This window comes from Nonomuraea terrae (genome assembly GCF_004348995.1).
GTDB lineage: Bacteria > Actinomycetota > Actinomycetes > Streptosporangiales > Streptosporangiaceae > Nonomuraea > Nonomuraea terrae.
In genome coordinates, this window is the sequence record NZ_SMKQ01000046.1 from 1 (window position 1) to 20237 (window position 20237).

The following is a 20237-nucleotide window of genomic DNA, read 5'->3' on the forward strand; positions in this document are numbered from 1 at the left end:
TCGCGCGGGGAGAACGACAGGGCGTTCTCGACCAGCTCGGCGAGCAGGTGGATGACGTCGTTGACGGCCTGCCCGGCCACCGACACCCCGTCGGGCACCTGGAGGACGACGCGCTCGTAGTTCTCCACCTCCGACAGCGAGGCGCGGGCGACGTCGACCAGCTTGACCGGTTTGCTCCAGCGGCGGGGCGGCTCCTGGCCGGCCAGCACCAGCAGGTTCTCGCTGTTACGCCGCATGCGGGTGGCCAGGTGGTCCAGCTTGAACAGGTTCCCGAGCCGCTGCTCGTCCTGCTCACCCTGCTCCAGGCCGTCGATCAGGGTGATCTGCCGCTCGACCAGCGTCTGACTGCGCCGCGACAGGTTCACGAACATCGCGTTCACGTTGCTGCGCAGCCGCGCCTCCTCACCCGCCAGCCGCACGGCCTCGCGGTGCACCTCGTCGAAGGCCCGCGCGACCTCACCGATCTCGTCATGGGAGGCGACACCGATGGGCTCCACGTCGACGACGCCTCCGCCCGTTTCCGCCTGGCGCAACTGGCGGACGGTGTCGGGCAGGCGGCGGCCGGCGATGAAGAGGGCTTCCCTGCGCAGCCGGCGCAGAGGCCTGATGAGCGAGCGCGCCATGATGACGGTGACCAGCAGGACGAGGACGAGCAGGAGGACGATGGCGGCCGCGACGATCACGGCGTTCTGCTGCTCCGCGCCTTCCAGGGTGCGGCTGCGCAGCACGATGGCGTCGGCGGACCGCTTCTCGACCTCGCGCATCCCGTCGATGGTCTCGGAGATGGCGTCGTACCAGGTCTCGCCGTCACGGCTGAGGCCGAGCACCCGGTCCACCAGCGGACGGCGGGCGTCCTCAAGGACCAGGGCTCGGGCGGCGAGGATCTCGGCGCGGTCGACGGCCTGTCCGGAGACGGTGTCGTCGTACAGCTGGCGGAGCCCGAGCGGGACCTGCGCCCTGAAGGTGGACAGTTCGCTGTTCTTCTGGGCCCGCGCGGCGTTGAAGGCGTCGAGCTGGTCCTTGCCGAAGGAGCGGGTGGCCAGCGCGGCGACGAGGAGCGCGCGCTGGGTGGAGACGTACTGCTTGGCCCGGGACAGGGCGGCGAAGCCGGCGACGCTCGCCGACAGCTCCTTGTCGACCGCACCCTCGTCGATCTTGTCGTTCAGCGACAGAAGGTCGGAGATGGTCCGGTCGTAGAGGTCGATGACGGAGTTGACGTCGAGCTGGGACTCGATCGCCGTCTTCCGGGACGTGGCCAACTCGTCGAGGCGGTTCTTGATGGGCAGGGCGTCGGCCGCGTGCGGGCCGTTGCTGGTCGAGAGCGACTCGACCCCGCCCCTGACCTCGGCGACGAGCCTGTCGACGCGCTCGTACTGGGCGTTCACGTCAGTCGGACTGCCGCCTACGCGCCCCTGGGCGACGTACCTGGCGCTGAGGTCACGCTCGGTCTCCACCTCGTGGGCCAGGGACGCCAGCTGGCTCGCCAGCACCGCCACCTGGTTGACCTGTGCGTACTCGTTGGCGGTGACGATGGAGGTGGTGACTCGCAGGCCGCCCAGCGCGAGTGCCGCGAGAGTCGGGATGACGACCAGGACCACCAATTTGGAACGCACCCGCCAGTTGCGCAGGGAGAGGCGTGCCCCTGTTTCTCGCTTGCCGTCCTGGGCGTTGCCCGGCGGTGACGCCGGTGGCGTCTGGGGCGCGTGTCGGGAGGCTCCGTCTCCTAAGCCCTGATCCCCGCCCGCAGAGGGGACAACACTCTTCACTTGCCTCCGCAACCTCTCCTCGGATGGTCTGGTGCACGAAGATCACGTCACACCGGTGGTTGCCGAGTGACGGCGATACACCCTTGGGGCGAGAGCTAATTGGAGCACATCAACAGGAGATCGGCCAATAGCGCAAAGATCCCAGTTCACACAAAACCCGACAATCAGCACAACTCACAACAGGCGTTTCGGGATCCTGAAGTCAAGAGGCAGCAGAGGCGAATAATCAGACAAACACCCTATATTGCTATATATATGGATATATATCGTTATTTTTCATTGCATCAGCTGCGGCGAGGAGCACCGCCTGCGCTAGGGTGCGTGCGTCGCAGAACACTCCCGTTCGCACGCCATCCCCTGGTACATAACTTCACCCCCTTGTTCAAAGGAGACCCGCAATGCGGTTCGGTGCATTAGGGCGCACTGCCTTGGTTGGGCTTGTGGCCACCCTCGTCGTCACGGGGTGTTCGAGTTCGGGCGACCAGTCAACGTCGGCCTCGTCTTCCGACATGAAGACGGACCTGCTGATCGGCCAGTACCCCGGCGCGGACTCCGCCCCTCTGTTCATCGCCATGGAGCGCGGTTTCTTCAAGGAAGAGGGTCTCAACGTCAAGCAGGAGCCGATCCAGGCTCCCCAGGCGGTCCTCGGCAAGCTCTCCAACGGCACCATGGACGTCGTCCTCGGCAGCTACGCCACCATCCTGACGATCCAGGAGGCGGGCACCGAGAAGTTCAAGTACATCGCCGACTCCTACCAGGGCGCGGCCGGCGCCTTCGGCGTCATGGTGAAGAAGGACTCCCCCATCAAGGACATCGCCGGCCTGAAGGGCAAGAAGATCGGCGTGAACGCCCTGGCCGGTCTGGGCACGCTCACGATGAACCCGCACCTCAAGATCGCCGGCCTCGACCCCAAGGCGGACATCCAGTACGTCGAGGTTCCGACCACCAACTGGCTCTCCTCCCTCGACAAGGGGGACGTGGACGCCGTCTGGATGACCGACCCGTACGTCAGCCAGGCGAAGAAGGATCTCGGCGCGACGATGCTCCTGGACACGATGTCCGGCCCCACCGACGGCCTGCCGATCACCGGTTGGGCGGCCACGGAGAAGTGGGTGGCGGAGAACCCCAAGACGCTGGCGGCTTTCCAGCGGGCCATGGCCAAGGCGCAGAACATCGCGGCCACGGACCGCAGTGCGGTGACGAAGGTTCTGCCGACCTTCACCAAGATCCCGGCTGAGACCGCCGCCACGATCAACCTCGGTGCCTACCCGACCACGCTGAGCGCCCAGCGCATCCAGCGGGTCGCCGACCTCATGCTCGACGCGGGCATGCTCAAGCAGAAGATGGATGTCAACTCGATGATTTACTCCAGCGCTCAGGGATGATGGGCACAATCATCGCAGTACGGCGCGCGCGGGATCCGCTAGCCCGCGCGCAGCTGATGAAGCTCGCCCGCCACGCCACCGGCGTGGCGGGCTTTCTGCTCGCGTGGCAGGTCCTCGGGGTGTCCGGACTGGTCAAATGGCTGCCGCCGGCCACGGACACGCTGGTGAGGGCCGTGTCGCTCGCCGTCGACCCGGCCTTCCTCGACGACCTGCGGGGAACGCTCACCGCCGCGGCCATCGGACTGCCGCTCGCCGTCCTGGTCGCGGTGCCGATCGGCCTGCTGCTGGGAACGGTCCCGGTGGTCGAGGAGATGACACGGGTGTTCGTGGAGTTCCTGCGGCCCATCCCCTCGGTGGCGCTGATCCCGCTGGCACTGTTCTTCTTCCAGCCGGAGATCAACGCCAAGGTCGCGCTCATCGTCTTCGCCGCCTCCTGGCCGATACTGATCAACACGCTGTACGGCGTGCAGGACGTGGACCCGGTGGCCAAGGAGACGCTGCGCTCGTTCGGATTCGGGCCCGGCGCGGTCATCTGGCGGGTCTCCCTGCCGAGCGCCGCGCCGTTCATCTCCACGGGCGTGCGGCTCGCCGCCTCGATCACGCTGATCCTGGCGATCAGCGTCGAGTACATCGTGGGCGGTTCGAGCGGCATCGGCAGCTTCCTCATCGAGGCGAGCACGGGCATCGGCGCCGACGCCATGATCGACGTCATCGCGGCCCTCCTGTGGGCCGGCATGATCGGGCTCGTCATCAACACCGTTCTCCTGCGGGCCGAACGACGTCTCTTCAAGTGGCGATCGACATGATCCGTACTCTGGTCAAGCGGCTGTGGCTGGTACCCGTCATCCTTGGCGGCTGGGAACTGCTCGCGCAGTCGCTCGGCAACCCCTACCTCCCACCCCCCACCACCATCATGTCCCGGATGTACGAGATGTGGTTCTCCGGGCCTTACATCCTTACCGAAGAAGCCCTCGACAACTTCGTCCCCAGCCTGGTCAGAGTGACCGGCGCCTGGTGTGCGGCCGTGATCGTGGGCGTGGCACTCGGCATCGCGCTCGGCAGGACCACCTGGCTCGCCGACTACATCTCTCCGCTGGTCGAGTTCGGCCGAGCCGTGCCGCCGCCTGCCATGCTGCCCGTCTTCCTCGTGCTCTTCCAGATGGGCACGCAGGTCCAGATCGCGACCATCGTCTTCGGCATCGTCTGGCCGATCCTGCTCAACTCCATCGACGGCGCTCGGCATCTCGACCCTCTGAAGATCGAGACCGCCACCGTCTTCGGCGTGCCGGCGCATCTGCGGTTCACGCGGATCATCCTGCCCGCGGCCTCGCCCAAGATCTTCGCCGGCCTGCGCCTGAGCGTCTCGCTGGCGCTGATCCTGATGGTCATCTCGGAGCTCAAGGGCAGCACCGAGGGGATCGGCTATCTCCTCAACCTGGCCAGCAACAACGCCGACATGCCGGCCATCTGGGCCGGCGTCCTGCTGCTCGGCGTGCTCGGTTTCGCCTTTAACACGCTGTTTCTCATGGTGGAGCGGCGCGTGCTCGCCTGGCACCGCGACGCCCACCGCATTTCTTAGGAGAACTCACTACCGTGACCGATCTGCTGCTGAAGAACGTGAAGGTCGTCACCCCCGATCAGGACGAGCCCATGGACGCGGACATCGCTATCGAGGATGGTCGAATCGTCCGAATCGAACCTGGGTTGTCCACAGCGGGTGAGGTGATCGACGGGGGCGGCAGGCTCGCCTTCCCCGGCGTGGTGGACGCCCACCAGCACTGGGGCATCTACAACCCCCTGCCGGAGGACACCGGGTCAGAGAGCCGGGCCGGCGCGCAGGGCGGGGTCACCACCGCGCTCACGTACATGAGAACCGGGCAGTACTACCTCAACCGGGGCGGTTCCTATGCCGAGTTCTTCCCCGAGGTGCTCAGCCAGGCCGAGGGCCGGGCCTACATCGACTACGGCTTCCACCTGGCGCCCATGTCGAGCGGGCACATCGGCGAACTGCCCGACCTGGTCGAGCGGTTCGGGGTGCCGTCGTTCAAGATCTTCATGTTCTACGGAGGGCACGGACTGCACGGGCGTTCCGATGACCAGCGGGCGTTCCTCATGCTGCCCGAGGGCGAGCGGTACGACTACGCGCACTTCGAGTTCGTGATGCGCGGAGTGCAGGCGGCCAGGGAACGGCTGCCCGAGCTGGCGGACGAGATCTCGCTGTCGTTGCACTGCGAGACGGCCGAGATCATGACCGCCTACACCAAGCTCGTGGAGGAGGCCGGCGACCTCAGCGGGCTGGCCGCCTACAGCGCCTCGCGGCCTCCGCACTCCGAAGGACTGGCCGTCTTCATCGCCTCCTACCTCGCCCACGAGACGGGGCTGGCCAACGTCAACCTGCTCCACCTGTCCTCCCGCAAGGCCATGGACGCGGCCGTCCGGATGGCAGCGACGTTCCCGCACATCGACTTCCGCCGCGAGGTCACGATCGGGCACCTGCTCGCCGACGTCGACACCGCCAGCGGCATCGGCGGCAAGGTGAATCCGCCGATCAGGCCGCGCGAGGATGTCGAGGCGCTCTGGGAGTACGTGCTCGACGGCACGGTCGACTGGGTGGTCAGCGACCATGCCTGCTGCCGTGACGAGCTCAAGTTCGGCGAGCCGCGCGAGAACGTCTTCCTGGCGAAGTCCGGTTTCGGCGGTGCCGAGTACCTGCTGCCCGGCCTGGTCACGGAAGGCCGCCGCAGGGGCCTGTCGTACGGCCGGATCGCCGCGCTGACCTCCTGGAACCCGGCCAGGCGGTTCGGCCTGCGTTCCAAGGGCACGATCGCGCCCGGTTATGACGCCGACATCTGCCTGGTCGATCCCGCGCACACCTGGACAGTGCGGGCGCAGGACTCGGAGTCGACGCAGGAGTACACGCCGTTCGAGGGGTTCGAGCTGACCGCCAAGGTGACCGACACGTTCGTACGCGGCCACCACGTGCTGGACGCCGGTAAGATCGTCGGCCCTCCCGTGGGCCGGTACCTGCACCGCCCGGCCTGAGCCTCCCCACGCGGTAGCGCGGTGCCGCCGCCCGGCGTCCCCGCGCTACCGCTGTGGAAGACGATCATCGCTCGGGTACGCTCCCCTTCAGTTACGTAGGTCGTTCTCCGGAAGTTTCCCCCTGGTAGGAGATCTTCATGACCCACAGATTGTCTCGCCACGCGCTCGTGCTCGGGCTCGCCGCCGCTCTCGGACTCACCGGATGCGGTGCGGGAGGCGAGACCTCCTCGTCCCCGGCGGCCGGCGGCACCGGTCTCGAGAAGACCACGATCAGGGTCGGAGCTCTCCCCGTGCCCGACCCCGTGGCGCTCTACATCGCCCAGGCCAAGGGCTTCTTCGAGGAAGAGGGCCTGACGGTGGAACCGGTCACGATCACCGGCGGCGCGGCCGCGTTGCCCCAGATCGAGAGCGGCGCCCTGGACGTCTCGCAGACGAACTACGTCTCGACGTTCCTGGCGGTGAGCCAGGGCAAGAAGATCAAGCTGGTCGCCGACATGTACCAGGCGGCGCCGAACGCCTTCACCATCATGGTCCCGAAGGATTCCCCCATCAAGACGGTGGCGGACCTGAAGGGGAGGACCATCCTGGTCAACAACCTCAGGAACATCGCCACGCTGGCGGTGACGTCGCAGCTGAAGGCCGTCGGCCTGACCGAGAACGACGTCAAGTTCGCCGAGAAGCCGTTCCCCGAGATGGGCAACGCCATCAACTCCGGCCAGGCGGACGCCGGCTGGTTCACTGAACCGTTCATCACCGCCAACCAGAAGACGCTCGGCTTCCGTACGGTCGCCGACACGATGACGGGGCCGACGGCGGAGCTGCCCATCGCCGGCTGGATGGCCACCCAGGAGTGGGCCCAGAAGCATCCGAAGACGTTGGCCGCCTTCCAGCGGGCCATCGCCAGGGCCCAGCAGCTCGCGTCGGCCGATCGCAAGGAGATCGAGGCGGCGCTTGCGACGTACACGAAGATCGACGCCGGCACCGCGGCGGCGATCACCCTGGGCACCTACCCGAGCACGCTGGACGCGGCCCGGCTGCAGAAGGTGGCTGACCTCATGCTCGAGTACCAGTACATCTCCGCCCCCATCGACGTGAAGTCGGTCATCGCGAGCGCCGCCGGCTGATGGCCGCTGCGCGACTGCTTCGTGGTGTCGCGGGCGTGGCGGGGTTTCTCGTCGCCGGAGAACTGGTCATCCGCTTCGGGCTGAGCGAGGACCTCGTCTTCCCCGCGCCGTCGGCCGTCCTGCGCGAGGCCGTGTGGCTTCCCTCCGACGCGGTCTTCCTGAGGGGGACGGCCGCCACGCTGACGAACTGGGCGCTCGGTCTCCTGATCGCAACCGCCGTCGCCGTGCCCGCGGGCGTGCTCCTCGGCGCGCTGCCTCCAGTGGAGCGAGCCATCAGGCCGGTGCTGGAGTTCATGCGGCCCATCCCGTCCGTGGCGATCATCCCTCTGGCGATCCTGCTGATTCCGGTGGACGAGCTGATGAAGGTCTCAGTCATCGTGTACGCCTCCCTGTGGCCGATCCTGATCAACACCCTGTACGGCATGCACGACGTGGATCCCATGGCCAAGGACACCCTGCGGGCCTTCGGGTTCGGTCGCTCGGCCGTCCTCGCCAGGGTGAGCCTGCCCAGCGCCGCCCCGTTCATCGCCACCGGCGTCAGGATCGCCGCCGGGGTGGCGCTCGTGCTGGCCGTCAGTGCCGAGCTGGTGGCCGGCGGCACCGCCGGGATCGGCGTCTACGTGACCACGGCGGGCAGCGGGAACAGGACGGACCTCATGCTGGCCGCCACGTTCTGGGCCGGGGTCCTCGGCGTGGCCGCTAACCTGGCCCTGCTGGCCGGCGAGCGTCGCCTCTTCCACTGGCATCGGGTGCGGACGGGAGCCGCGGGATGAAGGCCGTCACCAGGCTCCTGGTGATCCCACTCGTGGTCGTGCTCTGGGAACTCCTCTCGCGCGGGCTGGCGGACACCGACTTCCCGCCGCCCACGACGATCGTCTCCCGCATGCATGAGCTGTGGTTCTCCGGCCCCGTCGGCCGGGCGTTCCTCACCGACGGGGCCGTCGCGAACCTGATGCCCAGCCTCGGCCGGATGTTCGGCGGCTGGATCGTGGCCGCCGTGCTCGGGGTCGCGCTGGGGGTGCTGCTCGGACGTTCCAGGACGGCGATCGACTACGTGGATCCGCTGGTCGAGTTCGGCCGTTCCGTCCCGCCCCCGCTGCTGCTGCCGGTCTTCCTCGTGCTGTTCCAGACGGGGCTGGCCACGCAGCTGGCCACGATCGTGTTCGGTGTGATCTGGCCGGTGTTGCTCAACTCCATCGACGGCGCCAGGTCGGTGGACCGCACCTACACGGAGACGGCCGCGGTGTTCAACCTGTCCCGGGTCCAGCGCCTACGCGTGGTCATCCTCCCCGCGGCCTCGCCCAAGATCTTCGCCGGGCTCCGCCTGAGCCTGTCACTGGCCCTGATCCTCATGGTGATCAGCGAGCTCATCGGCGGCACCGACGGCATCGGTTACCAGTTGCTCCAGGCTCAGCGCGGCTTCGACGGCGCCGGGGTGTGGGCGGCGATCGCGCTGCTCGGCGTCCTCGGCTCTGTCGTGAACGCCCTGTTCGTGCTGGCCGAGCGGCGCCTGCTCGGCTGGCACCGCCAGGCGGCCCGCGGCTGAGGGGTCACCCTTCCGATTCGAGCTCCGCCACCCGGCGGAGCAGCCCGCCGACGTCCTCCGCCTCGTCCAGCCGGGCCACCAGGTCGGTCACGGCGTCGGCTGTGGCGCGGGAGAGCCGGCCCTCCGTGTTGTCGCGGAACTTCAGTGCCAGCTCCGCCGTGGAGAGCGGCCGGGCCGGGCCTCCCAGGTTGGCGAGCACTTCCCGGGTCCACTCGCGGCCGTCGAGGTCGCGAGCGTGCAACACCGCGGGGAACTGGTGCGGGAAGATCTTCGTCGCGCGCTCGTCGGCCACCACGTCCACCTTGGCCATGAGTGCGCGCCGGACGGGGTCACGGGCGAGCTCGTCACTGAAGTCGCCCAGTCCCACACCGAGCCCGCCCCCGCCCAGCAGCCCGGCCACGACCGCGTACGGGCCGCTGAACTGCGCCTGGTACCCGGTCTCTGGAGCGCGTTTCGCCTCGATCGGCTGGCCGATGGTCCGGACGACGGGAGCGGGGACGCCCAGCGTCAGGCGCTCCACCCGTGACGGGTCCAGGCCTTGTGCGCGCAGCGCGATGGCGGCGTCGATCGCCGCATGGGTGAAATGGTTCGCGGGATAGGGTTTGAAGAAGATCGCGGGGACGGACCACTCGGTACCGAGATCCCTCGTGACCTCCTCCGCCGCATAGCGGCCGTGCAGAAACGCCTCGAAGAACCCGAACCGTCCCTCCAGCACGGTCGGCGGCCCGGTGAACCCGCGTCCGACCAGGTCCGCCGCCGTGACCGCCGAGTGTGCCGCCCACCCGCAGTGCAGCCGCTTGACCGTGCCGCCCGTTCGGTTGCCCTCGATGATGCCCGCGGCCATGGAGGCGGCCAGGCCGAGGACGTCGAGCACGCCGTCACGGGACTCGCCCAGCAGCAGGGCGGCCGCGACGGCGCCACCCATGGTGCCGCAGATCGACGTGGCGTGCTGCCCGTGCTCGAAGAAGATCGAGTTACCGGCCTCGGGATCGTAACCCGCCATGCCGAGCCGTACGCAGACCTCCAGGCCGACGGCGATCGCCCGGACCGTGTCCCTTCCCGAGGCGCGCGCCAGCTCCGCGGCGGCGAGCGCGGCCGGGACGACCGACGCGCTGGGATGGAGCACCGAAGGCAGGTGGGTGTCGTCGTAGTCGAGCGAGTGCGCGAGAACGCCGTTGGCGAGGGCCGCCAGCGCGGCGGGCACCGCCGCCGGGCCGCCGCCGACGACATGCGCCTGCGACCGGCCGCCCTGGTCGAGGACGTAGTCCAGGATGGCCCTGCTGGTCGGCAACCGGTGCGCGGCCACGCAGAGGCCGAGCACGTCGAGCACGCGCCGGCGCACGCTGTCGACGACGGCCTCCGGCAGGGTCTCGAACGAGGCGTCCACCGCGAAGTCGGCCAGCCGCCCCGCCAGGGTCGTCTCAGCCACGGGGCACCTCTCGTCCACGGGCCGCCACCAGCGCCAGCGGGCGCACCGGCGAGCCGGTGGCGCCGACGAGCGGCAGCGGGGACAGGACGAAGGTGAACTCGTGAACCCCGTCCCGGGCCAGGGCGTCCAGATCCATCGTCTCGATCAGGTAGATGCCCGACTCCACCAGCAGCACCCGGTGGGCGGGCAGCACGCTGTGCCCCTCGCCGGGAGCCAGGCGTTCGAAGGCGATGGTGTCGGCGCCCACCGCGTGCGGGGCCCTCCCGGCCAGCCAGCGAGCGCCGTCCGCGCCCACGCCGGGAACACCAGACGCGCCGCCGATGTAGGCCTCCCGATCAGGGTCGGCGAAGTGGCGGCCCCAACCGCTGCGGACCAGGATCACGTCGCCGGGCGCGGGCTCGACGCCCTGGCGCCGGACGGCCGCGTCCAGATCGGCCGGGGTGATCTCGTAGCCCGCCTCGCAACACTCCACGCCGAGCACGGCCGGAACGTCGAGGAGCACGCCGCGGCGCACCATCGGGGCGACGGTGTGCACGCCGTGCTCGGGATAGCGGCCCCCCACGCACGCCTCGGCCGCGTCGGCGCCCCCGTGCAGCCTGCCGTTGTGCGACACGTGCGCGAGCGCGTCGATGTGGGTGCCGACGTGGGTGCCCATGGAGATCAGGTCGTTGGCGGCGGATCCGCCGTCCGGACGGGTCCTGTCGCCATGCCGGCGCGGGAGGGTGTGGGTGTATGCGGGGTGGTTGGGCGACTGCGGCATGCCGGCGTAGAGCGGCCTGCCCAGGTCGTAGATCGTCACACCGCCGCGTACCGCGTCGAGCATGGGGTCACGCCCGGCGTCCGGCGGTGGCGTGTCGGCAGTCGTGGTCATGTTCTCGTGTCTCCTACAGCTGGCCGGTGGCGTAGCGCACGGTGCGCTCCAGAACGAACCCGTCCCGGGGCAGGGACGCCTCCAGGGCCTCCCGCGCCTCTGCGCGCAGGGACTCCGGAATGCTTTCCAGCGACGCCCGGCGGGCGGCCGACCAGAGCCAGTCCCACACCTGCTCAGCCCCGATGGCGACGTCGAACGTCACGTCCGCGCAGGCGATCCCGCTCAGGCCGCCTTCCTCGAACAATCTGGTCATCTCCTCGGGCCCGCCCAGCGTGTGCTGGAACGGGGCGCTGCCCGCGCCCGACGTGTACGGCCGCAGGGCCTGCTCCACCAGCCCGAGCAACTCGGCCTCGGCCGGACTCGACCTGACCAGCAGGCTGGCCGCCAGCCGCCCACCCGGCTTGAGCAGGCCCGCCAGGGACCGTACGGCGGCGAGCGGGTCGGGCAGGAAATACAGCATCATTCCCGCCAGCACGATGTCGAACCGCTCGCCCGGCAGCAGTTCCTCGGCCTGCTCCGCGTCACCCAGCAGGACGGTCGCCTGGCTCAGGCCGTGGCGATCGATCTCGGCAGCGGCGGCGGCCACCATCCCCGGTGCGAGGTCCAGTCCCACGACGCGGCCGGTGGGGCCGACCGCCTGCGCCGCCGGCACGAGCGAGGCGCCGGTGCCGCACCCGGCGTCCAGGACGTGGTCCCCGGGCCCCGGTGCAGCCCGCCGCACCAGCTCGGCGGCCACGGGCCCGAAGAACGGCACACCGACGCGCTCGTAGGTGCCGGACGCGCGGTCGAACACGCCGGACATGTACTCCTTGGCGTTCATCAGATTTCCTCCGCAGTCAGCGAGCGACGCCGGGTCGCCAGGGGGTGGAGCGATGATCAAAATGAGCTCCAGGGTGAGCCTGCCACGAAAGGCACGCAACCGGCAAAGGGCACCCGGTACCTCACCCATCACACCTTCGACGGCGCCCGGGCTCCGCGTTACGATCACGGCGCCGGGCAACGTCCGCTCCTCGATCCGCATGCTCGGCGAGGAGAGTTTCTGGTACGCCATGGGCACGCGTGCACGCCAACCCTGGCATGCGGGGCGTCCTGTTCGAGCTCGGCCATGTGGCGGAACGGGCCAGACGGACGCTGGAGGCCGAGGGACTGGCCGGCCGGTCGGAGGTCGTCGCCGGCGACTCTTCGCCGGGGTCCCGGAAGGCCATGACATCGACCTGCGGGTGCCGGCGATCTTCGACGACGGCACCCAGCGGAGCCGCGACCAGTACGCGGCCGTGCTCGACGAGGCAGGGCCGGCGCTCGACGACGTCGTCGAGCTCGGCTCGGGCGCGAGCCTCATCGCGGCGGGCCGCCGCTGACGCTCGGCGGGCGCCGCTTCTGGCCGGCGCGCGGCGCGGCTAGCCGCCCCAGCCGGGGACGGCCATCCGGACGGAGAGCGCGTGCTCCACGAGATTGATCAGCGCGCTCTTCACGGAGTCCTTGGACCTGGCGTCGAGGCGCACCATCGGGATGTGCGGCGCCAGGGTCAGGGCGTCGCGCACCTCGGCGTCGCTGTGGGGGTATTTGCCGTCCCAGCCGTTGATGCCGACGATGAACGGCAGCTGCGCTTCCTCGAAGTAGTCGATGGCCGGGAAGCTGTCGGCCAGGCGGCGCGTGTCGACCAGCACGACCGCGCCGATGGCGCCGCGGACGAGGTCGTCCCACATGAACCAGAACCGGTGCTGTCCCGGTGTGCCGAAGAGATAGAGGATGAGGTCGCGGTCGAGCGAGACCCGGCCGAAGTCCATGGCGACGGTCGTGGTCGACTTCAGCGGCGTCATGCCGAGATCGTCGATGCCGGCGGAGGCGTCCGTCATGACCGCCTCCGTCGTCAACGGCATGATCTCCGACACCGCGCCGACGAACGTCGTCTTGCCCACCCCGAAGCCTCCCGCCACGACGATCTTCGTCGAGGTGAGGCCGGGGCTAGAGCCTGCGAAGTCCACTTAGCACCCTTTCGAGCAGATTGACGTCCGGCCGCCCGGCGTCCAGCTGTGGCTGGTGCACGCGGACCAGACCTTCGGCGGCCATGTCGGCGATCAGCACGCGCACCACACCGAGCGGGATCCGCAGCAGGGCCGACACCTCGGCCACCGACCGCACCTGCCGGCACAGTTGGCTGATCGCCTGGTACTCCGGCGTGATATGCGAGAACTCCCGCTGCTCGGCGGTCGCCGAGGACACGAGGGCCTCCATCGCCAGCTTGACCCGCGGCGCCGTCCGTCCACCTGTCACCGCGTAGGGACGGACGGGCGAGGCGGGGTCGGGCAGCTGCGACTGGGGCTGGGGCGCAGGCTCGGGCTGAGACTGTGGCTGATGCTGGGGCGCCCAACCGCCGCTGTTCCATCTAGGGTCCGTCACCTACATCACCTGGTCTGGCTGGCGCGCAACTCGGCCCGCACAGCCGGAGTCAGCACCTGGCCGGCGCGTTCCACCATCAGCGTCATCTGGTACGCCACCAGCCCCATGTCACAGTCGGGGGCCGCCAGCACCGCCAGGCACGAGCCGTCGCTGATCGACATGATCAGCATCAGCCCGCGCTGCATCTCCACGATCGTCTGGTTGACCGCACCACCCTCGAACACCCTGGCCGCACCCTGCGTCAGGCTCACCAGCCCCGACGCGATCGCGGCCAGCTGATCGGCCCGGTCCGCCGGAAAACCCGCCGACGCCGCCAGCGGCAGCCCGTCCGACGAGACGACCACGGCGTGCGCCACGCCGGGGACCGTGCTGACGAAGTCGGTGATGAGCCAGTCGACACCGCGTGCGGCGTGGCTCAGGTCGTTCATGCGCCCTCCTCTCTGTCACTGTTGTTCGCGGTCACTGTTGTTCAGGCCGGGACGGCTCGGGGGGCCGGAAGAGAACGCCCTGCCCTCGGTGATGTCGTCGCGCGCCGCTCGGAAGCCCTGCTGGAAGCTCGACAGGCGGTTGCGCACCCGGTCCGGCGAGACCGCCGGCATCGGCGTCACGCCCTTGGGGGAGGACGAGGTGTCCGCCGAGCCGGGCACCAGGTTGGCCTTGGGCACCCGTTTGGGCAGGCCCGAGGCCGTCGATCCGTCGCGTACCGGCTCCACTGCCGCCTCCGCAGCGCTCCAGCCCGCGTCCGCCTTGGAGGAGCCCCAGCTCGCGCCGTCGCTGTTGCGCCCGAACCAGGCGGACTCCACGGCGGCGAAGATCGGCAGGTAGTCGTCGCCGGCGGACGCGGGCGGTACCGCCGGTATGGGGCCCGTGGCGCCGGCGTCGGGGTCGGTGAACTCGAACCCCGGCCGCTGCGGCGGCATGGTGTCCTTGCCCCAGCCGCCGGGCGGCGGCTCGGGCACGGGTCGTCTGGGCAGGCCGGAGTCGCCGTTCCACGAAGGTCCGCGAGGCGGCGACCAGACGTCGGCGGGCTCGAACGCGGCGCCGGGCGGCTCGGCCGGCCAGCCGCCGGGGTCCCCGCGCCACGGCGGAGTCCCCCAGCCGCCTCCGTCGGGGTTGGACGGGAACGACGGGTGGCCGGGGCCGATCGTCAGCGGAGGAGGGACGTCCGTGACCGGCGGCGCAGGATGCGGCCCCGAGTACGGCTCGTCCCTGGGCCCGCCGCCCGCCGCCCCGGCGAAGGCCGGCGGCTGACCTGCGTACGGCGCCCCACCGGACGGCCCGCCCGGCATGCCGCCCGACATGCCGCCCGGCATCCCGGACGGCAGCGCGGGAGGCTCGTGCCCGGCGAACGACGGCGGCTGGTTGCCCGAGAACGACGGCATCCCGGTCAGCGGGGAAGCCTGGGAGCCCAGCATGTTCTCCGGGATCAGCACCATCGCGGTCAGCCCACCGGAGCTGTGCGGGCGCAGCTGCACCCGGATGCCGTGCCGATGCGCCAGCCTGGCGACCACGAACAGGCCCATCCGCCGCGACACCGACACGTCCACGTCGGGGGCGTCGGTCAGCCGCTCGTTGGCCTGGGCCAGCTCCTCCTGCGTCATGCCGATGCCGGAGTCGGTGATCGACAGCATCACGCCGCCGCCGTCGATCCGGCTGCCCGAGACGGTCACCCTGGTCTCGCGCGGGGAGAACGACAGGGCGTTCTCGACCAGCTCGGCGAGCAGGTGGATGACGTCGTTGACGGCCTGCCCGGCCACCGACACCCCGTCGGGCACCTGGAGGACGACGCGCTCGTAGTTCTCCACCTCCGACAACGAGGCGCGGGCGACGTCGACCAGCTTGACCGGCTGGCTCCAGCGGCGCGGCGGGTCCTGGCCGGCCAGCACCAGCAGGTTCTCGCTGTTGCGGCGCATGCGGGTGGCCAGGTGGTCCAGCTTGAACAGGTGGCCGAGCCGCTGCTCGTCCTGCTCGCCCTGCTCCAGGCCGTCGATCAGGGTGATCTGCCGCTCGACCAGCGTCTGGCTGCGCCGCGACAGGTTCACGAACATCGCGTTGACGTTGCTGCGCAGGCGCGCCTCCTCGCCCGCCAGCCGTACCGCCTCGCGGTGCACCTCGTCGAAGGCGCGGGCGACCTCGCCGATCTCGTCATGGGTGTCCACGCTGATCGGGATGACGGGGCCGACCTCGCCGTCGCCGCTCTCGCGCAGCTGCCGTACGGTCTCCGGCAGGCGCTTGCCGGCGATGTCGAGGGCCTCGCCGCGCAGCCTGCGCAGCGGCCGGATGAGCGAGCGGGCGATGAGCGAGATGATCGCGGTCACCACGACCAGCAGGAGGAGGATGAGACCGCCGGAGATCATGGCCGAGCGGTTGGCGCCCTCCTCCAGGGCTCGGGCGCGCAGGATGACGGAGGAGGACAGCTCCTTCTCCACGCTGCGCAGCGCGTCGATCTTGCCGGTGCTGACCTCGACCCACGTGGTGACGTCCTGGTCGGGCCGGACGCCGATGCTCAGCTCCTTGCCCTCCTCCGACTGCGCCATGGCCCGCAGCCGGAACAGGTCGGTCTGGTCGACGTCACGGCCGACGACCGTGTTGCGGTAGAGCTCCAGCTGATCGAGGGTGGCGAGGGTGGCGAACAGCGTCTCCTCGCTCTCCTCACGCGACTTGGCGTCGGTGAGGGCGTCGAGCTCGCCGCTGTCGAAGCCGCGTTTGTCCAGCGCGCTGGCGAGAATGCCACGCTGCTTGGACGCCTGTTCCTTGGCGCGGGCGATGGCGGCCACCGCGCTCGCGCTGTCGGCCACCTCGTCGTCCACCGCCACCTGACCGACCTGGTCGTGGAACTGCAGCAGCGCCGCGATGATCTGCGAGTACTTCTGGATCGTCGGCAGCGGCTGGATCTTGCCGTTGACGGCCGTCTCCCGCAGCGTCGGCACCTCCTCCAGGCGGCGCAGCACCGGGCGCACGGCTTCCGCGTGGGTGTCGGAGAGCGCGCGGGCCTGCTGCTGGGCCTCCTCGATGAGGCCGTTGACGCGGCTGTAGGTGGTGCGCAGCTGGGCCTCGCGGTTCTCCGGCCGGCCCTGGGCGATGTAGAGGGCCGTCTCGTCGCGTTCGAAGCCCAGCTCGTGGGTGACGGCGCCGATCTGCTCGCTGAGCTCGGCGACCTCTCTGAGGTTCTGGTACGTGTGGGCGTCGTTGAGCGAGGTGACGACGTTCAGCCCGCCCAGACCGACGGCGACGGCCGTAGGAACGACGATCAGCGCGATGAGGCGCGACCGCACGTGCCAGTTGCCCAGTGCGAACCTGCGCGCGGACGGTTTGGGCGGCCGTCGCTTCTGATGGCCGTGCGGCTCGCGGTCAGCGGAAGCTTCAGCGCTCTGCGTTCTCACTTGCCTTCGCAACCTCTCGCCCCGGAGGGGAATTCTCGGGTGACCGTGCAGGTAAATGCAGGTGGGGCAATATCTCGTTCGAGACAAGCGCCATTTGAGCACACGGGCCGACAAGCACCAACCACTACTAGTGCCACCTTGAGGCTTTTATCCCAGGATGTCCAGAAATTAGGACAGAATCGGTAAACATGCTTCTATCTGGTGAAACAGGCAATAACACAGTGCTCCACGAGGCGAAACGTGTCTCGCGGAACGATCAGGCATCAGGCACGTCAGTAACTCAAGTCCCGCCAGTCACCTCATTCCCCAAATCGGACATACATTACGTCCATCTGCGGTTGTCAAATTTCCACGATATAGCCGTAAACCGGCATTGCAACTACAAGTGTCATTTTCACGATAATGACCGGCAATTTGGTGCTACGGTCGATCTCTGTCGTGCGTCAGGCACACAGTCCCCGGGAGCAGAAGCCACCCGGTCCCCCCTGGCTCCATCCGAAGGGAGTCCCTGACATGAGGCTTGGCCGTTCCGCCAGGGCCGCCATCATCGGGTTCGCTTTGACACTCGGCGTCGCGGCGTGCAGCTCTGCCGGCACCACCACCGCGGCCCCACCCTCCGCGGCCGCCGCCGGAGGACTGGAGAAGACGCAGATCAAGGTCGCCACCCTGCCCGCCATCGACAGTGCCGCCCTTTACGTCGCCATCGACCAAGGGCTCTTTGAGAAGGAAGGTCTGGAGGTCACGCCGCAGGTGGTCCAGGCCGCACCCGAAGCCATCCCCATGCTGGTCAAGGGTGAGATCGACGCGATGTTCGGCAATTACGTGTCGATGTTCGCCGCCCATGACAAGCAGGCGCTGAAGCTGCGCATCCTGGCCGAGGGCTCTCGCGCAGCCCCCGACTCGCTCAGCATCATGGCCCTGCCCGACTCCCCCATCAGGACGCCGAAGGACCTGGAGGGCAAGACGATCAACGTCAACGTGCTGCGCAACTTCCAGGAGCTGGCCCTGGCTCAGGTCCTCAAGGCCAACAACGTCGACCCCGCCAGCATCAAGTACGTCCAGGTGACGTTCCAGAACATCATGCCCTCGTGGAAGGGCGGCCAGATCGACGCCGCCTACCTGGGCGAGCCGCAGGTCACCGCGGCCATCTCCACGATGGGCGCGCGCAAGATCCTCGACCCCGCCTCCGGGCCCGCCGCCGAGTTCCCGATCTCCGGCTACGTCAGCACCCAGGAGTGGTACGACGAGAACCCGAAGGTGGCGGCGGCCTTCCAGCGGGCCATCCACAACGCGGCCAAGCTCATGGAGAACAACCGCGAGGTGGTGGCCAAGGTGCTGCCGAACTTCACGCAGATCGACGCCGCGACCGCGGCCACCGTGACCTTCCCCTACTTCTCCAGCAGCGACAACCCGGTCCGCCTCCAGCGGGTGGCCGACTGGATGCTGGAGGCGAAGTGGCTGTCGAAGGCCATCGACGTCAAGTCGCTCATGTCACCCACCACCTCCGGGTGAACGCTCAGACCCTGACCCCCGCCCGCCCGGCGTCACCGGCCACCCGCTGGTCGCGCCGGGCGGTCGGGGCGGTCGTGTTCGCCGCGCTGATCGAGCTGGTCAGCCGCACGGGGCTGGCCGATCCGGAGTTCCTGCCGCCCGCGACGGAGATCGTCGGGCGGGCGGTGACGCTGGTCGCCGATCCGGCCTTCCGTACACACGCCCTGACGAGCCTGCTCGCCTGGGCGATCGGGCTCGCCATCGCGGCGCTGATCGCGGTGCCGCTCGGACTGCTGCTCGGCAGCGTGCCGCTCATCGACGCCGCCACGCGCTCGGTGGTGGAGTTCCTGCGGCCGATCCCGTCCGTGGCGCTGATCCCGCTGGTGGCGCTGGTCATCGGCACGGGGCTGCAGCACCGCGTCGCGCTGGTGGTCTACGCCTCGCTCTGGCCGATCCTCTACAACACGATGTACGGCCTGCGCGGCGTCGACCCGGTGGCCAAGGAGTCGCTGCGCTCGTACGGCTTCGGGCCGCTCGCGGTGTTGCTGCGCGTGTCGCTGCCGTCGTCGGCGCCGTTCATCGCGACCGGCGTCCGGCTGGCCGCCGGGGTGGCGCTCATCCTGACCGTCAGCACCGAGATCGTGGCCGGACGGGGCGAGGGCATCGGCGTGTTCATCTTCTTCGCCGGCATAGCCGTGCCCGCCCGGATGGCCGACATCCTGGCCGGGGTGTTCTGGGTGGGCCTGTTCGGCGTGCTGGTGAACGCCCTGCTGGTGGCCGCCGAGCGGCGGGCTTTCCACTGGCACCACGCCCAGCGCGGGGAGGCCGGATGAGAGGCATGCGGACGACCGCGTTCCGGATCATCGTGCTGGCCGTGCTCGTCCTGGTCTGGGAGGCGGCCACGTGGCTGGCGGGCAGCGCGTTCTTCCCGCCGCCCAGCACGATCGTGACGCGGATGCACGCGATGTGGCTCTCCGGCCCGTTCACCACGTTGTTCCTGACCGACGCCGCCATCGGCGACATCCTGCCCAGCCTGGGCCGTATGGGGCTGGGCTTCGCGGGGGGCGCGCTGGCCGGGGTCGTGCTCGGGCTGGCGCTGGGGCTGTCGTCGCAGGTGTACGACTACCTCGACGGCGTGCTGCAGTTCCTGCGCGCGATCCCGCCGCCGGCTCTGGTCACCGTCTTCCTGGTGCTGTTCGGGTTCGGGCTGCGGATGCAGCTGGCGTTCATCATGTTCAGCATCGTCTGGCCGGTGCTGCTCAACACCGCCGACGGCGCCCGCTCGGTGGAGCCGCTGCACCTGCAGACCAGCCAGGTCTTCCGGCTCTCGCGCGCCGAGCGGCTGCTGCGGGTGGTGCTGCCGTCGGCGCTGCCCAAGATGTTCGCCGGGCTCCGGCTGGCGCTGTCGTTGTCGCTGATCGTCATGGTCTTCTCGGAGCTGCTGCCCGGCACCACGAACGGCATCGGCTTCCAGCTCACCAGCGCGTACGCGACCTTCGACCTGCCCGCCATGTGGGCCGGGATCGTGTTGCTCGGGGTCCTCGGCTACCTGCTCAACGAGGTGTTCCTGGTCGTCGAGCGGCGCGTGCTCGCGTGGCACCACGCCGCCCAGCACGTCGTGATCTAGAGTCTGGCCGAGCCGACGGGGGCGCTCGTGAGGACGATGGTGGCGGCGGGGGGCTCAGCATCGCGCTGAGCCTGACCGCCGCCAGGCTGGAATGCGAGGTCGCCGCTCTGGTGGCCGAGCGCGCCCGACGGATTCACCGACATCTCCGACGTGCTGTCGCCGGAGGAATCGCA

Annotated in this window: 19 protein-coding genes; 11 read left to right on the forward strand and 8 right to left on the reverse strand. The window is 69.4% G+C overall.

What is annotated here, in order from left to right:
* Positions 1-1613 (reverse strand): sensor histidine kinase (locus tag E1286_RS17400; RefSeq protein ID WP_187368180.1); only part of this gene is annotated, 1613 nt, incomplete at its 3' end.
* A gap of 662 nt (positions 1614-2275) precedes the next feature.
* Here E1286_RS17400 and E1286_RS17405 point away from each other — a divergent pair.
* The 7 genes from E1286_RS17405 (at position 2276) to E1286_RS17435 (ending at position 8863) form a co-directional block, all read left to right on the forward strand.
* Complete coding sequence (locus E1286_RS17405) at positions 2276-3151, forward strand: ABC transporter substrate-binding protein (protein ID WP_165969775.1); 876 nt, start codon at positions 2276-2278, stop codon at positions 3149-3151.
* A gap of 56 nt (positions 3152-3207) precedes the next feature.
* A complete protein-coding gene (locus E1286_RS17410; RefSeq protein WP_132613815.1) occupies positions 3208-3957 on the forward strand; it encodes an ABC transporter permease in 750 nt (249 codons plus the stop codon).
* Entirely contained in the window at positions 3954-4730 is a 777-nt protein-coding gene (locus E1286_RS17415) for an ABC transporter permease (RefSeq protein WP_132613747.1), read from the forward strand. Before E1286_RS17410 ends, E1286_RS17415 begins: the two co-directional genes overlap by 4 nt.
* A 14-nt stretch (positions 4731-4744) precedes the next feature.
* A complete protein-coding gene (locus E1286_RS17420) occupies positions 4745-6193 on the forward strand; it encodes a dihydroorotase (protein WP_246074930.1) in 1449 nt (482 codons plus the stop codon).
* A 137-nt stretch (positions 6194-6330) separates the two neighbouring features.
* Positions 6331-7317, forward strand: a complete 987-nt coding sequence (locus E1286_RS17425) for an ABC transporter substrate-binding protein (RefSeq protein WP_132613749.1) — start codon at positions 6331-6333, stop codon at positions 7315-7317.
* Positions 7318-7352: 35 nt separating this feature from the next.
* Positions 7353-8090, forward strand: coding sequence for an ABC transporter permease (locus E1286_RS17430; RefSeq protein WP_246074931.1), 738 nt, complete (start codon positions 7353-7355; stop codon positions 8088-8090).
* Positions 8087-8863: an ABC transporter permease gene (locus tag E1286_RS17435; protein WP_132613753.1), complete on the forward strand. Its 777-nt coding sequence runs from the start codon at positions 8087-8089 to the stop codon at positions 8861-8863. The genes E1286_RS17430 and E1286_RS17435 overlap by 4 nt, the downstream gene beginning before the upstream one ends.
* 4 nt (positions 8864-8867) lie before the next feature.
* Here E1286_RS17435 and E1286_RS17440 read toward each other — a convergent pair whose 3' ends face one another.
* From E1286_RS17440 to E1286_RS17450, 3 genes are read right to left on the reverse strand one after another with little or no spacing between them, the layout of a single operon-like run.
* On the reverse strand, positions 8868-10292 hold the full coding sequence (locus E1286_RS17440) for an MmgE/PrpD family protein (protein ID WP_132613755.1): 1425 nt from the start codon (positions 10290-10292) through the stop codon (positions 8868-8870).
* The gene (locus tag E1286_RS17445) at positions 10285-11163 is read right to left on the reverse strand and encodes a cyclase family protein (RefSeq protein WP_132613757.1); all 879 of its coding nucleotides are present in this window, start codon (positions 11161-11163) and stop codon (positions 10285-10287) included. The genes E1286_RS17440 and E1286_RS17445 overlap by 8 nt, the downstream gene beginning before the upstream one ends.
* A 13-nt stretch (positions 11164-11176) precedes the next feature.
* On the reverse strand, positions 11177-11983 hold the full coding sequence (locus E1286_RS17450) for a class I SAM-dependent methyltransferase (protein WP_165969776.1): 807 nt from the start codon (positions 11981-11983) through the stop codon (positions 11177-11179).
* 400 nt (positions 11984-12383) lie between these two features.
* Here E1286_RS17450 and E1286_RS47865 point away from each other — a divergent pair, with 400 nt between their 5' ends.
* Positions 12384-12521, forward strand: coding sequence for a hypothetical protein (locus E1286_RS47865; RefSeq protein ID WP_165969777.1), 138 nt, complete (start codon positions 12384-12386; stop codon positions 12519-12521).
* Positions 12522-12560: 39 nt separating this feature from the next.
* On the opposite strand, the gene E1286_RS17455 is transcribed toward E1286_RS47865, so the two are convergent.
* The 4 genes from E1286_RS17455 to E1286_RS17470 form a co-directional block, all read right to left on the reverse strand.
* Complete coding sequence (locus E1286_RS17455) at positions 12561-13148, reverse strand: GTP-binding protein (protein WP_132613761.1); 588 nt, start codon at positions 13146-13148, stop codon at positions 12561-12563.
* A complete protein-coding gene (locus E1286_RS17460) occupies positions 13129-13473 on the reverse strand; it encodes a DUF742 domain-containing protein (RefSeq protein ID WP_132613819.1) in 345 nt (114 codons plus the stop codon). The genes E1286_RS17455 and E1286_RS17460 overlap by 20 nt, the downstream gene beginning before the upstream one ends.
* A gap of 95 nt (positions 13474-13568) precedes the next feature.
* Positions 13569-13991, reverse strand: coding sequence for a roadblock/LC7 domain-containing protein (locus E1286_RS17465; RefSeq protein ID WP_111179471.1), 423 nt, complete (start codon positions 13989-13991; stop codon positions 13569-13571).
* Positions 13992-14006: 15 nt separating this feature from the next.
* Positions 14007-16838 carry a nitrate- and nitrite sensing domain-containing protein gene (locus tag E1286_RS17470; RefSeq protein WP_165969778.1) on the reverse strand — a complete coding sequence of 944 codons (2832 nt, stop codon included), beginning with the start codon at positions 16836-16838 and terminating at the stop codon, positions 14007-14009.
* Between the two features lie 621 nt (positions 16839-17459).
* On the opposite strand from E1286_RS17470, the gene E1286_RS17475 reads away from it, so the two are divergent.
* Genes E1286_RS17475 through E1286_RS17485 form a run of 3 tightly spaced genes read left to right on the forward strand, consistent with a single transcriptional unit; the run spans position 17460 to position 20064 of the window.
* Positions 17460-18458, forward strand: coding sequence for an ABC transporter substrate-binding protein (locus E1286_RS17475; RefSeq protein WP_165969779.1), 999 nt, complete (start codon positions 17460-17462; stop codon positions 18456-18458).
* Positions 18455-19270 (forward strand): ABC transporter permease, encoded by an 816-nt coding sequence (locus E1286_RS17480; protein ID WP_132613767.1) that lies wholly within the window; start codon positions 18455-18457, stop codon positions 19268-19270. Before E1286_RS17475 ends, E1286_RS17480 begins: the two co-directional genes overlap by 4 nt.
* The gene (locus E1286_RS17485) at positions 19267-20064 is read left to right on the forward strand and encodes an ABC transporter permease (RefSeq protein ID WP_132613769.1); all 798 of its coding nucleotides are present in this window, start codon (positions 19267-19269) and stop codon (positions 20062-20064) included. Before E1286_RS17480 ends, E1286_RS17485 begins: the two co-directional genes overlap by 4 nt.
* Positions 20065-20237: the final 173 nt, after the last annotated feature.